The following is a 13,173-nucleotide window of genomic DNA, read 5'->3' as shown; positions in this document are numbered from 1 at the left end:
ACTCATCAGAGTAAGCCTTTTTTGTTTGGTGTCGCTAGTTCAATGAGAGTGAGCGGAAGGAAGAGTAGAATGAATCTCAGAGACAAAAAAGACCGCACGAGGCGGTCTTTATAAAAGTGAGCGTAGGACTGTTTAACTACAGAACCTAATTACAGAACCATGGCTGCAATCCAACCGAATACGATCAGTGGGATGTTGTAGTGCAGGAACGTCGGTACTACGGTTTCCCATACGTGCTCGTGTTGACCATCAGCATTTAGACCAGACGTTGGACCTAATGTTGAGTCAGAAGCCGGAGAGCCCGCATCACCAAGTGCAGCAGCTGTACCTACTAGAGCGATTGTTGCCATTGGCGAGAAGCCAAATGCTGCTGCTAGTGGAACGTAGATAGTTGCAAGGATTGGAATCGTAGAGAACGAAGAACCAATGCCCATAGTAACCAATAGACCAACAATTAGCATAAGTAGTGCTGCTAGAGGCTTGTTGTCGCCGATGCTTGTTGAAAGTGCTTCAACCAAAGATTCAACGCCACCTGTTTGCTTCATAACTGCCGCGAAACCTGCTGCTGCAATCATGATGAAACCGATCATTGCCATCATGTGAACGCCCTTGGTGAAGACATCTTGTGTCTCTTTCCAAGCAATAACGCCACCGAAGGTAAATACCATGAAACCCGCTAGAGCACCGATGATCATAGAGCCAGTCGATAGTTGAACTGTTAGCGCTGCTACGATACCAGCTGCTGCTACTAGGATGTGCTTCTTGTTGATCTCTTTCACTTCTGTTGAAACAACAGTGTGAGAGGTTTCTTTGTATTGGCGAGGCTTACGGTAAGTAAAGAATACTGCAGTAAGAAGACCGAAGATCATGCCCGCAGCGGGTAACAACATCGCCATTGGCACTTGGCTTGCTACTACGTTTTCAAGACCATTGTCGTGAAGGTTTTTAAGCAGAATGTTGTTTAGGAAGATGCCACCAAAACCAATCGGTAGCACCATGTAAGGTGTAATCAGACCAAAAGTAAGTACACACGCAACTAGACGGCGGTCTAGGTTCATTTTTGCGAATACGCCTAGTAGAGGTGGGATTAAGATTGGGATGAAGGCGATATGTACTGGAATCACGTTTTGCGAAGACATGGTCACTAAGATCAACGACGCAAGCATGCCGTATTTAAGACCAGTCGATGCCGCACTGTTCTCTTTGCCGTGAATGCGTTTGATAACACTTTGAGCAAGGAGATCTGTGATACCAGAACGTGAGATAGCAACAGCGAATGTACCAAGCATAGCGTAGCTAAGTGCAATCGTTGCACCGCCGCCTAATCCACTTTCGAAAGCCGCGACTGCGTCGTTCAAGCTCATACCAGAGGCTACGCCACCGATAATTGCACTGAACGTCAGAGCAACGACTACGTTTACACGCATCAAAGCTAAAACAAGCATGATGCAAACTGAAATTACAACAGGATTCATATTATTCTCGGGATGTTGTGTTTTTTATGAAGGCAATACGAAAAAACGTTTACCGACTCTATTTTTTATTCTTCGTCAACAAGAGGCCAACCACCAAGGGCTTTCCATTTGTTTACAATGCCGCAAAATAACTCTGTGGTTTTTTGCGTATCATACAAAGCAGAGTGTGCTTCTTTGTTGTCAAATTCCATCCCTGCAGTGCGGCAAGCTTTAGCCAAAACGGTTTGACCGTAGGCAAGACCACTAAGAGCTGCAGTGTCAAAAGTAGCAAATGGATGGAAAGGGACGCGTTTAAGCTTACAGCGCTCACTTGCCGCATTAACGAAGTTCAAATCGAATGTAGCGTTGTGAGCAACCATGATTGCGCGACTGCAATCTGAAGCTTTTTGTTCTTTTCTCACTAGCTTGTAGATTTCTTTAAGGGCTTCTTGTTCCGACACAGCACCACGTAATGGGCTAAATGGGTCTTTAATTCCGTTAAAGTCTAATGCTGCCTGCTCTATATTTGCGCCTTCAAAAGGCTCAATGTGAAAATGAAGCGTTGATGCAGGGTGCAGATCTCCGTTCTCATCCATTTTTAATGTAATGGCACAGATTTCTAATAATGCATCGGTTTCAGCGTTAAACCCTGCGGTTTCCACGTCGATGACCACTGGAAAATAGCCGCGAAAGCGTTTTTTTAGGGTCAGAGCTTCGTTTTCTACAGTCATGTTAGCCCAAATAAGTGTGATTAAGGCTGCATTATTGCAGATAATAGCAGTGATAAAAACTAGGGAAGGGCAATAAATCATAAATTACCTAACCCATTACGGCTTGATAATTGCATGTTTGAACGTGAGAGAAAAATGCGGCAATTGGCTGCATTGTTAAACGAATTGCTTAAGAGATACTCCACTTTATGAAGAAACAACTCATAACAGGTTCAATGCTATTTTCGCTACTTGTGTCGTCATCGGTCATGGCACAAGAAAAGCGTTACGGAGCATCTCCTCAACAGTCGACATGGGAGATGGTGGCCAACACGCCACTAGAATGTCGCTTGGTTCACCCAATTCCAAACTTTGGTGATGCTGAGTTCTCATCTCGCGCGAGTAAAAAAATCATTTTGGACTTTGAGCTTAAAATGCGTCGCCCAATGGGTGCTACGCGTAATGTCAGCTTGATTTCGATGCCGCCACCTTGGCGTCCGGGTGAAAGTGCTGATCGCATGACAACCATTAAGTTCTTTCAACAATTTGATGGCTATGTCGGTGGTCAAACAGCTTGGGGCATCTTGAGTGAGTTGGAGAAAGGGCGTTATCCGACATTCAGCTACCAAGAGTGGCAGAGCCGAGATCAACGTATCGAAGTGTCGTTGTCGTCGGTGTTGTTCCAAGAAAAATACAATGTGTTCAGTGACTGTGTTGCTAACCTGCTGCCTTACAGCTTTGAAGATATCTCTTTCACTATTTTGCATTACGACCGCAACAGCGACCAGCTGAACAAGTCGTCGCGCAAAAGGCTGAGCCAGATTGCCGATTACGTTCGCTATAACCAAGACATCGACCTTGTGCTGGTGGCAACGTACACCGACTCTGTCGACAGCAAAGGGATTAGCCAAAACCTTTCAGAGCGCAGAGCAGAATCGTTAAGAGAGTACTTCAAATCTCTAGGCCTGCCAGAAGATCGTATCCAAGTGCAAGGCTATGGCAAGCGTCGTCCGATTGCGGACAATAACTCGCCAATTGGTAAAGATAAGAACCGACGTGTTGTGATCTCTTTAGGTCGCACACAGGTTTAAGCTAAACAACAGCTTGTTTTGAAATGACAAAGCCCGTCTTGATGACGGGCTTTTTTATGTTTTAAATTTGGAGTCGTTGTTTTAACGGAACTTGTTTAATTCAAGCGGAAGCGGGCGATCATTTCACAGTTGGTCGCGGTATCGATCTTTTCCACCATAGAGGCAATTTTAGGGTTTGGGTGGCGTTTCATGAAATCGATCAGCGCTTTCTTACAGCAACCAATAGAATCGATAAAGCTTGAACATTGAGTATTAGGGCACTGAGGGATCAGTGTGAGTACCTTTTCAGAAGCCAGTTGAAGATACTTGAGCTCGTATTCAGTGTCGCCAGCCCAACGCCAGAATTGAGCAAGATTGTGGCAAGAAATCACCGAGATCAGTAAGCGTTCATCGGCTTGAATATCGGTGCGTTTTGTAATTTCTTCACTTAAGTTCAAAGCCTGCTGATAATGAAGAATACTTCGTACAGGATCGTCGAGCTGCAATGCAGTATCGGCAAGTAACGTGTGTTTTTCCCATTCGCTAATCATTGTATTACCTCACTAATCAATAGGTGGTTAATTTAAATGATAATCATTATCATGTAAAGTTTCATCAATGAGATTGTTAAGAATAATTGGTAAAGAATATCGATTATGGTGAGAGTGATAAAAAAGAAGCGAGCATAGTGCTCGCTTCGTTTTTCATTTCTTCAGGCGTTCAAACCCAACTTCTCAAAGAGGTTAAGGAATTAACCTTCTAGACCTGCGCTTGCTTGTTTGTTCTGAATCAGCTCAATCATGTAGCCATCAGGATCTTTCACGAACGCAATGTGTGTAGAGCCGCCTTTAACCGGACCCGCTTCTCGCGTTACGTTGCCGCCAGCTGCTTTAATCGCATCACACGTTGTGTAGATGTCATCAACACCGATAGCAACGTGACCAAAAGCAGAGCCAAGATCGTATTCCGTGGTGCCCCAGTTGTAAGTCAGCTCAATCACTGCGCCTTGAGATTCGTCGCCAAAGCCAACGAAAGCCAGTGTGTATTCGTACTCTTTGTTTTCGTTCTTACGTAATAGCTGCATGCCCATTACATTGGTGTAGAACTCGATAGACTTGTCTAGATCACCCACGCGTAGCATGGTGTGTAAAATACGACCGTTTGACATGATTTGCTCCTAGCTTGTTATTGGTTGTTTCTTTTATAGCACTATATATGAGCAAGCTCATAAGCAACACCAAAGAGATGATGAGTTTGGTCATATTTTCTTATTCTCATCATCTATCTTACTCTCCCCCTCTACCTTTTTTCTTATTTGTATTACAAGAAATTAAAGAGCGACGGCCTTATTAATTTGTCAGTCACTAGCGCTTAATTCGCAGTTTTGCATAAATAGTAAGTTTGAGTGTTGGTCTTTTTTGTAATGGCCAAGAATGGCCTTGGTTGTTGAATTGTGACTTATATCTCCATCTTGTTGCTGATTTCCTTTCGTTTTTACAATTGGCATCTAACTTTCCATTTTATCAATTTATGATTACGCCAACATCTCCCTGTTTATAGAAAGGTTATTCCGATGTTTTACTTCGTTATTAAGGAATTTTCGATAAAATACGCCGATAACCAATGGTTTTTACGAAAGTGCAAAGGGTGTCTATTTTTTGTGCTTATCTTTTTTAAACAATAGTTTGGGCTTGTATTGTTTGTTTTATGTTTGATGTTTGATGTGGTTGTGTTTTCAAAGTAGTTGTCAAGTGTGTATCAAGTGTATCTTTTGCGATCTTTGCTAAATAGACAATCCTTACTATATAGTTTTTCAAGCGCACCAAATCGACTAAATATTCACTTTTGATTTGTGCGATTTTTCTATCACATAAGAATAAGTATTATTTTATTACATTAGCCTCGGCGTGAGGCATTGATGTGGAGTACTCAAATGACGAGTAAATGGTTTACACAACAAAGTTCAGATGTTTTAAACGAACTGAACGCAGATCAAACGACAGGTTTATTAACTTCTGAAGCGGATGCACGCTTAGAGAAGCACGGCACTAACGAACTGACTGCACAAGAGTCAGCTTCTGCGTGGGAACTGTATATTCATCAATATAAAAACCCACTGATTTTTATTCTAGCTGTTGGTGCAATCGTTTCTTGGTCTACTGGCCACGCGATTGATGCTATTGCTATTGCAGTGATTATCCTTATCAATACTGGTATCGCGTTCTGGCAAGAATTTAAAGCTCAGAAAGGGATGGAAGCGCTAAAAGAAATGGCAGCTCCAGAAGCCGAAGTGATGCGCGATGGTAAATGGATCAGTGTTCCAGCTAAAACCCTCGTTCCTGGTGACATCATCAAAATTAATACTGGCGATATTCTGCCTTCTGATGTTCGTATTCTTGAGTCAAACCGTCTGACGGTAGATGAGGCTGCACTGACCGGTGAATCTGAGCCAGTGAATAAGCAGTCTGAACGCCTTGAAGATGAGACCCTTGGTCTTGGCGATCAGAAAAACATGGGCTTCATGACAACAATCGTGACTACAGGTACAGGCCTTGCTGTGGTAACAAGCACAGGTATGCAAACTGAAGTTGGTCACATCGCTGATATGATGAACCAAACGGAAGAGACGAAAACACCAATGCAAGAGCGTATGGACACCATCGCACTCGCATTATTGGTTGTTGCTCTTGTGGTTGTTGCTATTGTTTGTGCTATCGGTGTTTACCACGGTATGCCATGGTTAGAAATCCTAACAACAGGTATCTCTTTATCGGTTGCCGCTATTCCTGAAGGTTTACCAACGGTGGTTACTATCGTATTAACGATGGGCTCGACTAAGATGGTTAAGAATAATGCTTTGGCTAAACAGCTAGCAGCAATCGAAACGCTTGGTTCTACAACCGTTATCTGTTCAGATAAAACCGGTACGCTAACACAAAACCAAATGCAGGTGATGAAAGCGTACGATGTGTCTGGTCGTTACTGGGATGTGTCAGGTAAAGGTTTTGATCCTAAGGGTGAATTCATTACCAAAGGTCACAATGTCGAAGCGACAAACAGCCCTGCAATGATGAAAGGTCTTGTTGTTGCAACGCTTTGTAACGATGCTGAATATGTAAATGCTGATGGTAAATGGACGGTTCGTGGCAACCCGACAGAAGGTGCACTAATTGTTGCAGCTGCAAAAGCAGGTCTTAAACAAGATGAAATGCTATCAACGGGTGGCTACTCAATCGTTAAGAAGTTCCCGTTCGATTCTGGTCGTAAGATGGCTTCTGTTATCGTTCGTGACCCACAAGGTAAGCACTTCCTAGCATTGAAAGGTGCGCCAGATGTTGTTCTTGGTAAATCAACCAGCTTCATGGTTGACGGTGGTTTCGTACCAACGGTTGGCTGTGAAGTTTCAGGCAACTTGGCTCTCGATACCGCACCGTCTCAAGAGCTTCATTTAAACTTTGAAGCGGCAATCCAAACCTTTGGTGGTGATGCTCTGCGTACACTTGCCGTTGGTTTCCGTGAATTAAAAGAAGAAGAGCTTGAGTTAGATTTCCCTGAGCTTGAAAAAGACGTCAGCATCCTGGGTATCTATGGCATCATGGATCCACCACGCCCAGAAGTACGCGATGCAGTAAATAGCTGTTATAGCGCTGGTGTTCGTACGGTAATGATTACCGGTGACCACGCAGTCACGGCAGCAGCGATTGCTCGTGAAATCGGAATCATCCGTAGCGAAGACGATCTAGTGGTAACGGGTGCTGAGCTTGACCAAATGGATGACGAGAAGCTGTTGTCTATCTGTTCTCAGGTTGCAGTATTTGCCCGTGTTACTCCAGAGCACAAGCTGCGTATCGTAAAAGCGCAGCAAGAGAACAATGAAGTTGCCTCTATGACCGGTGACGGCGTGAACGATGCGCCAGCACTGCGTCGTGCAGACATTGGTGTTGCGATGGGTATTACAGGTACGTCTGTTGCGAAAGACTCAGGTGACCTTATCCTGTTGGATGACAACTTCAGTACTATCGTGAAGGCGGTACGTCAGGGTCGTCAAATTTTCGATAACCTACGTAAGTTTATCCGCCAAGCACTTACAGCGAACGTGGGTGAGGTTTCGGTAATCCTATTTGCATTCCTACTCATGGGACCAGATGTAGTACTTCCGCTAACTCCACTAATGATTTTATGGGTTAACCTCGTTTCTGATGGTCTACCAGCACTCGCACTCGGTGTTGAGCCAGAAGAGAAAGATCTCATGGAGCGTAAGCCAGGCAAACGTGACCAAGGCTTCTTCTCTAATGGTCTAGGCGCTCGTATCCTAACTCGTGGTCTCGCATTAGGTGGTCTAAGTTTTGTGACATTCTCTTACGCACTCGACGGTGGTTACAGTGCTCAATACGCACAAACCGTTGCGTTTTTAACACTGATCTTTGCTCAACTTTGGAGCTTGTTCGATGCACGTACGTTTACAACGATTTATCGTAAGAATCCGTTCACTAACCACTACCTACTTGGTGCGGTGGCAGTATCGGCTATCTTGTCTTTAAGTGTTGTGTACACAAGCTTCGGTCAGTTGGTATTCAGCACAGAAGCGCTAGAGTTTAATCACTTAATATCGTTAATCTTCATTGCAGCAGTACCAACATTTGTTCTATCTGCTATCAAAGAAGTGACTAAAGTGGAGTTTATCTAAGACAGACTTCTTAGCTAAATAATTGAATCCCGCCATAAAAGGCGGGATTTTTTATGCCTGTTGTCTTGGGAGCGCAGAATTAGAAGTGAAAACTTATGTAGAGGCGGATTCTAGAGAGTGGCAATAAAAAAGCAGCGCTTTAAGCGCTGCCGTATTGATTAATCGTTGTGAACGGAAAGACTAATCTTCGCTCTTTTCTTTGAATTCACTTTATATGAACTAAAAATCATCTTTACTCGGTGGGTGAGTGAGTGACTATCTAGTTATTGTAAGGGGTGTAAGTGCCATCAACGGTAAAAATACATTACAAATACCCTTTAATTTGTAAAGGTGATGATTTTATAAGACTAAACTCGACAAAATCATCCCCAATATCCTTTACAAAAATAGTAACAAATTAATCAAATACACTCTAGTTGACTTTACCCAAAGTCTTGGCAAGGCGATGGCCTCACTGCGTGAACCATCACCCTGCTAAAAGGGTATCTAGGGGAATGATGGTAAAGTAAAATAATAAAGCCACTCCTGACGCTCGCACGGCTCGCTAGTCGCTAGGCGTTTATGATTTTTCTTGACCATCGGTATCACTCACAAAAGAGCTTCGTAACTCGTTTTTGGACAGGAATCATTTAGAGTACTCTGTCTAAGTCGACTAATATTGATTAGAAAAAATATCCCAAATTATCAAAGATCTATAATTAGTTTTGCCCTCTTTATCTACAAAACGAGCGGTGAGCGGTAGCCGTAGAGTACAGGGCAAGATCACCAAGCTTTACCTTGAGCTAAGTTTTTTATCTTATACTTCTTTTTGATAACAAACCAAGTCAACCATGTCTGAGCTCAATTTATTCAAGTACTTTGTAGCCATTGAAGATACACGCCAATCAGGATGAGTTGTAAATAAACTCTTTGATATTCTGTTCCTTACCACTAGCGTTGTGATTGCAGGAAGTCAAGGTTGGGAAGAAATTGAAAAGTTCGGGCGTGACAAACTGGATTGGTTGCGTAAGTTTTAGTTTTCTTTGCATTTTGACCTAATTACTCTTTATTAAAAACGACGTATACTCCCTCAAAAGTAGCAACCAACTCATCCGCACAAAATAGATTGCAGGCTATTTGAACACGCCCTTTTCCCTTGCGTTGAAACGCACGATGAAACCGAGACCACGCCGTAAGGTTGTCATATTTACATACTGCTGTTACATCTTTGTTGGCGGGCTTCAGGTATCGAATGCTATTTTCTTGAATAACAATTTGATGTTTTTTACCCTCTAACTGGGCATAAACTAAAGACCAACCTGCCAAAATACCAACAACAGATAAGCTGCCGCCAAACACCGTATTCATGTGGTTTGTATTCACTCTCAATGGTGCAGTAATCTCGATATTTTTGCTGCTACAAGTATTCACACCGATACCGAGAGACTTTGATACTGGTATATGATGATGAAGGTAGACTTCAAGCTCTCTATTTTTCATATAGACCGTTGCCTTTTTCAGACCGCCACAATATTGCAAAAGTCCGTTTTAGAGGGATGCAGGAATTACACTTTAGCTAATTCAGTTAATACTTGCTTATAAGTATCCACTGATTGGGCTCCAGAAATAGCGCTCTCGCGATTGAATACAACCGTTGGAACACCTGATATACCCGCTTGTTTCCATTGTTGTTCCAGCGACTGGACATGACTTCGAATATCATCATCATCTAGGCATTGCATTGCTTCGTCAACATTAATACCAAGACTTTGCAACTCTTGCTCGAGGGTACTCTTGCTGGATATATCTTTTTGCTCGCTATAAAACGAAGCAAATAACCGGTTTTTAAGCTCGGTTTGCTTGCCTACACTTTTTGCATGCTCCAGAAGAATATGAGCATCAAGGGTATTTACAGCTTTTAGCCCGTCAAAGTAGTCGAATTTAAATCCAACGTCTTCTCCAAGCTCTGTCATCTCTTTTCTGAAACGAATGCTATCTTCTAATGTAGTACCGTACTTCCTTTTAAGGTGGGCACGTAGGTCTTCACCTTCAAGCGGCATATCTGGATTTAACTGAAAAGGTTGCCACTCAATCTCAATGCGATCTTCTATACCAAGCTCTTTTATCGCGGTATTTAAACGCTTATAACCGATAATACACCAAGGACAAATCACATCTGACACTATATCCAATTTGATTTTCTTATTCATATTTAACTCTTTTTATCAAGCGTTTAGTTTCAATTTTATTTCATTAAATAACACTAAGCAGAATCCAAATTGTTTATTATTCGGTATCCTGCTCATTTTCACCGTAGAGAGTTGCGGTTCTATATTTTTTGCTCACAAAGCTGAATTGTTGGAACGGTATTAGTGAAGTTCGGTACATCAGCTTTTATCTTCTCTGCATTTGGGCCAAATGCCGTTTGAAATGACTCTATAGATTCAAATGAAATTGTACTAATCGCCACATATGCCGCTGCTTCACCAGGAACAACACTTGTTAGCCCTGCATCTACTGTCGCCCCTTTTAGTGCGTCTCCCAGAAGCTCTCCTATCATAGGAACATGTTTGTTGCAGTAGTAATCAAAATCAAAAATCACATCATCGTTATTTGGGTATATTACGTATACTTTAATCATTGCTTTTTCCCTTTTTCCCTTTTTCTTTCACTAAAGTTTTAAACTGTTGGGGGTTACATTTTGTTCTTGGGCATTGCTTTTCCAATCATTGATTCACCCATTATTGCCTGCTTTTGGTGGGAGATGATCCCAGAAAGAATAGCGGTCATTCGATTACGTTTACCTGGAACCACAACTGCTTTTCTACCCAAACCATTGATAGCTATTTCTGCTACTTCCGCTGGATCTTTTGCAACCATTGGTAGTTTTGACCAGTCAACACCATTATCAGCAGTCATCGGTGTAGTTGTTAACCCAGGAGAAAGAACCGTTACATCAATACCTTTGGGTTTAAGTTCGCCATGAAGAGATGCACCTAGCTGAAGAACATAGGCTTTGGTACCTGCATAATTTGAAAAATATGGGGAAACCATATGACCAGAAAGACTTGATACCATTAAAATGCCGCCTCTTTTTCTTTCGATCATCGCTGGTGTAAAGTGGTGAGTCAGTTGCAATACAGAGGTAACGTTAAGCTGTATCATCTTCAACTCTTGCTCTAGAGATGATTTAGCAAACGAACCATTAACTTCAATACCAGCGGCTAGTACAAGTAGCCCAATACTTTTGTCAATTTGCTTAACTTTTTCGACGCCTTCTGACGTACTTAAGTCAGCAGAAACGGTCGTTGCTTTAATTCCGTAGCGTTCAGTAAGCAACGTAGCTTGCTCTTCAAGCTCTTTTTCTCGACGAGCGACCAAAACAATGTTCAATCCTTTTGCTGCAATCTGGCTTGCCATTTCTGCGCCAATGCCTGATGTTGCCCCTGTGATAAGTGCCCAATCACCATATTTTTCTTTAAAGCTGATACCCATAATTCGTTACCTTTCTCTGTGTTTAGTTGATGGGGTAACTATATGGAATTTGGAGGTACAGGGCTCTCCATAAAAGTTCAAAAATTGCTCACATTAGTTCAAACGAGCCAACCTGAATGGAAAGGTTAAAATGCGTTGGTGTCAGGTTAAACGAAATTGAGAAGGGGATAGACCTGTTTGTCCTTTAAAGGCACGGTTAAACGTGGAAATCGACTCGAAACCTGTTTCAAAAACGATGTCGGAGATACGTAAGCTATTATCTTTCAGTAACACTTTAGCTTTGTTGATTTTTAATTTGGTAATGTATTTTATTGGGGGTTCTGAATACACCTCTTTAAACTTACGTTTAAAAGTAGAAACACTCATATGACACAATGCTGCCAACTCATCCACACTCAGATCCGCATACAGATTACTTTGGATAATATCTTCAAATTTGGCAAAGTTAGGTTTAAACATAGAAGCAAGAAAATCGAGTTCAGAAGGTGCGCTGGTTCTTTTCGCCATAAGAATGACAAATTCACGTAGTTTGCTCTCGATAAGCAAATCATCCGCCAACTCTGGAGAATCCAGCAATATACTGATGCTATCACGATAGTGCTCTAGCAATTTGTCCACTTCAACCTGCAAAATATTATAATCGACCCTGTATTTTGACTGGCTAATATCAAAGTTAAACAGTGACTGAAATATTTCAGGATAGAGAAGGATACCAATCGCTTCACCTGCACCTTCATCATTATGATAGCTAGTGTTTTCATAAAAGTAGTTGGTGCATTTTGCCAGTATTCCGCAGTTTTTGTTCAATGAAGCAGATTCTGTCTGTTCCCTGACGTTAAAATCGCCATTTGTGACAAACGCAAAACACGCTTCACTGTCTACAAATACGCGCGGCATACGTTTGAAACTGGGTATATCTTGTTTTTGAAAAACAATACGTCCATTATATTTTATTGTTTTCATTTAAAGGCACCATTCAATAGTATTGCGATAAGGATAAAGCAGTCTACCTGCTCGATTAACTAATTGGCTCAACTAGAATCGTGTTGCTACGGTGCTGCACTCATAATCATTAGACATCTAAAACTCGACAACAAAGCTAAAGCTCGAGAATAGTCTACGCATAATCTATTTTTCAAATGTACTCAATACAAGCATGAATGCATGTATAGATCGAGCGAGAGATTCATGTGGTCTTTGCCCTCTTGATTGAACTTTTAGTCCTTGACGAAACGTAAGGAAATAGTCGGTCAAATGCTCTGCATCTATACCATCAATAAGTCGTTCTGTTTTCTCATATTGAGTAAAAAATGCCAGTGTTGCAATACGACCTTGTTCAAACTTCTTAATAACATACTCATAGAGGGCTGGTTCGTTTGATTTTAATTCAACAATACTGTTTGTAATTAAGCAGCCGTAAGTGAGTAGATCATTCTCTGGATTTAAGAACTCACTATCAAATAAATATTGAAGATTCTCTGATATTGATTTATTTGAGTCGAGTTTCTTGAGTACCACAGACATGTGATGCTCAACATAGAAATCTACTATACATTTAAACACGGTTTCTTTGTTGCCAAACGCGTTGTAAATACTGGTTTTCGTTAATCCTGTAACGGTCGATAATTGATCCACCTTAGTCGACGCATAACCATGCTGCCAAAAATATTTGGCCATAACTCCAAGCACTTCTATCTCGTCAAACTGTCTTTTCTTTGCCATTTATCTATACAACTACATAAAATTCTTATTGACACCTATTGTACTAGTTAGTACAT

Annotated in this window: 13 protein-coding genes; 3 read left to right on the top strand and 10 right to left on the bottom strand. The window is 41.8% G+C overall.

Annotation, left to right across the window (positions count from 1 at the left end):
* Positions 1–149: 149 nt before the first annotated feature.
* Both AB4154_RS08145 and rnt read right to left on the bottom strand, forming a co-directional pair.
* A complete protein-coding gene (locus tag AB4154_RS08145) occupies positions 150–1,475 on the bottom strand; it encodes a Na+/H+ antiporter family protein (RefSeq protein ID WP_029235135.1) in 1,326 nt (441 codons plus the stop codon).
* Between the two features lie 65 nt (positions 1,476–1,540).
* Positions 1,541–2,185: a ribonuclease T gene (gene rnt / locus AB4154_RS08140; RefSeq protein WP_017061178.1), complete on the bottom strand. Its 645-nt coding sequence runs from the start codon at positions 2,183–2,185 to the stop codon at positions 1,541–1,543.
* A gap of 188 nt (positions 2,186–2,373) precedes the next feature.
* Here rnt and motY point away from each other — a divergent pair, with 188 nt between their 5' ends.
* Positions 2,374–3,255 (top strand): flagellar protein MotY, encoded by an 882-nt coding sequence (gene motY / locus AB4154_RS08135; RefSeq protein ID WP_017063457.1) that lies wholly within the window; start codon positions 2,374–2,376, stop codon positions 3,253–3,255.
* 95 nt (positions 3,256–3,350) lie between these two features.
* Here motY and AB4154_RS08130 read toward each other — a convergent pair whose 3' ends face one another.
* Together AB4154_RS08130 and gloA are read right to left on the bottom strand one after the other, a co-directional pair.
* Positions 3,351–3,785, bottom strand: coding sequence for a DUF2753 domain-containing protein (locus AB4154_RS08130; protein WP_372122673.1), 435 nt, complete (start codon positions 3,783–3,785; stop codon positions 3,351–3,353).
* A gap of 200 nt (positions 3,786–3,985) precedes the next feature.
* Complete coding sequence (gene gloA, locus AB4154_RS08125) at positions 3,986–4,402, bottom strand: lactoylglutathione lyase (protein WP_004734046.1); 417 nt, start codon at positions 4,400–4,402, stop codon at positions 3,986–3,988.
* 765 nt (positions 4,403–5,167) lie between these two features.
* Between gloA and AB4154_RS08120 the strand changes: the two genes are divergently transcribed.
* A complete protein-coding gene (locus AB4154_RS08120) occupies positions 5,168–7,921 on the top strand; it encodes a cation-translocating P-type ATPase (RefSeq protein WP_372122671.1) in 2,754 nt (917 codons plus the stop codon).
* A 914-nt stretch (positions 7,922–8,835) separates the two neighbouring features.
* Positions 8,836–8,937, top strand: coding sequence for a transposase family protein (locus AB4154_RS08115; protein WP_102430419.1), 102 nt, complete (start codon positions 8,836–8,838; stop codon positions 8,935–8,937).
* A 22-nt stretch (positions 8,938–8,959) separates the two neighbouring features.
* On the opposite strand, the gene AB4154_RS08110 is transcribed toward AB4154_RS08115, so the two are convergent.
* The 6 genes from AB4154_RS08110 to AB4154_RS08085 form a co-directional block, all read right to left on the bottom strand.
* Complete coding sequence (locus AB4154_RS08110; RefSeq protein ID WP_102366907.1) at positions 8,960–9,400, bottom strand: YiiD C-terminal domain-containing protein; 441 nt, start codon at positions 9,398–9,400, stop codon at positions 8,960–8,962.
* Between the two features lie 65 nt (positions 9,401–9,465).
* On the bottom strand, positions 9,466–10,110 hold the full coding sequence (locus AB4154_RS08105; RefSeq protein ID WP_102366906.1) for a DsbA family oxidoreductase: 645 nt from the start codon (positions 10,108–10,110) through the stop codon (positions 9,466–9,468).
* 119 nt (positions 10,111–10,229) lie between these two features.
* Positions 10,230–10,541: an EthD family reductase gene (locus tag AB4154_RS08100; RefSeq protein ID WP_055024798.1), complete on the bottom strand. Its 312-nt coding sequence runs from the start codon at positions 10,539–10,541 to the stop codon at positions 10,230–10,232.
* A gap of 53 nt (positions 10,542–10,594) precedes the next feature.
* Positions 10,595–11,395: an SDR family oxidoreductase gene (locus AB4154_RS08095; RefSeq protein WP_102366905.1), complete on the bottom strand. Its 801-nt coding sequence runs from the start codon at positions 11,393–11,395 to the stop codon at positions 10,595–10,597.
* A gap of 141 nt (positions 11,396–11,536) precedes the next feature.
* Complete coding sequence (locus AB4154_RS08090) at positions 11,537–12,358, bottom strand: AraC family transcriptional regulator (RefSeq protein WP_198589006.1); 822 nt, start codon at positions 12,356–12,358, stop codon at positions 11,537–11,539.
* A gap of 165 nt (positions 12,359–12,523) precedes the next feature.
* Positions 12,524–13,117, bottom strand: a complete 594-nt coding sequence (locus tag AB4154_RS08085) for a TetR/AcrR family transcriptional regulator (RefSeq protein WP_102366904.1) — start codon at positions 13,115–13,117, stop codon at positions 12,524–12,526.
* Between the last annotated feature and the right edge of the window lie 56 nt (positions 13,118–13,173).

The organism is Vibrio sp. 10N.286.51.B11 (assembly GCF_041469245.1).
GTDB lineage: Bacteria > Pseudomonadota > Gammaproteobacteria > Enterobacterales > Vibrionaceae > Vibrio > Vibrio crassostreae_C.
Note: the sequence above shows the minus strand (reverse complement) of the source record. Positions and strands in the feature narration are given on the sequence as shown.

Bases quoted from the DNA above. Each gene is read 5' to 3' on its own strand.
- AB4154_RS08145 (WP_029235135.1), bottom strand. From the start codon at position 1,475: ATGAATCCTGTTGTAATTTCAGTTTGCATCATGCTTGTTTTAGCTTTG.
- rnt (WP_017061178.1), bottom strand. From the start codon at position 2,185: ATGACTGTAGAAAACGAAGCTCTGACCCTAAAAAAACGCTTTCGCGGC.
- motY (WP_017063457.1), top strand. From the start codon at position 2,374: ATGAAGAAACAACTCATAACAGGTTCAATGCTATTTTCGCTACTTGTG.
- AB4154_RS08130 (WP_372122673.1), bottom strand. From the start codon at position 3,785: ATGATTAGCGAATGGGAAAAACACACGTTACTTGCCGATACTGCATTG.
- gloA (WP_004734046.1), bottom strand. From the start codon at position 4,402: ATGTCAAACGGTCGTATTTTACACACCATGCTACGCGTGGGTGATCTA.
- AB4154_RS08120 (WP_372122671.1), top strand. From the start codon at position 5,168: ATGACGAGTAAATGGTTTACACAACAAAGTTCAGATGTTTTAAACGAA.
- AB4154_RS08110 (WP_102366907.1), bottom strand. From the start codon at position 9,400: ATGAAAAATAGAGAGCTTGAAGTCTACCTTCATCATCATATACCAGTA.
- AB4154_RS08105 (WP_102366906.1), bottom strand. From the start codon at position 10,110: ATGAATAAGAAAATCAAATTGGATATAGTGTCAGATGTGATTTGTCCT.
- AB4154_RS08100 (WP_055024798.1), bottom strand. From the start codon at position 10,541: ATGATTAAAGTATACGTAATATACCCAAATAACGATGATGTGATTTTT.
- AB4154_RS08095 (WP_102366905.1), bottom strand. From the start codon at position 11,395: ATGGGTATCAGCTTTAAAGAAAAATATGGTGATTGGGCACTTATCACA.
- AB4154_RS08090 (WP_198589006.1), bottom strand. From the start codon at position 12,358: ATGAAAACAATAAAATATAATGGACGTATTGTTTTTCAAAAACAAGAT.
- AB4154_RS08085 (WP_102366904.1), bottom strand. From the start codon at position 13,117: ATGGCAAAGAAAAGACAGTTTGACGAGATAGAAGTGCTTGGAGTTATG.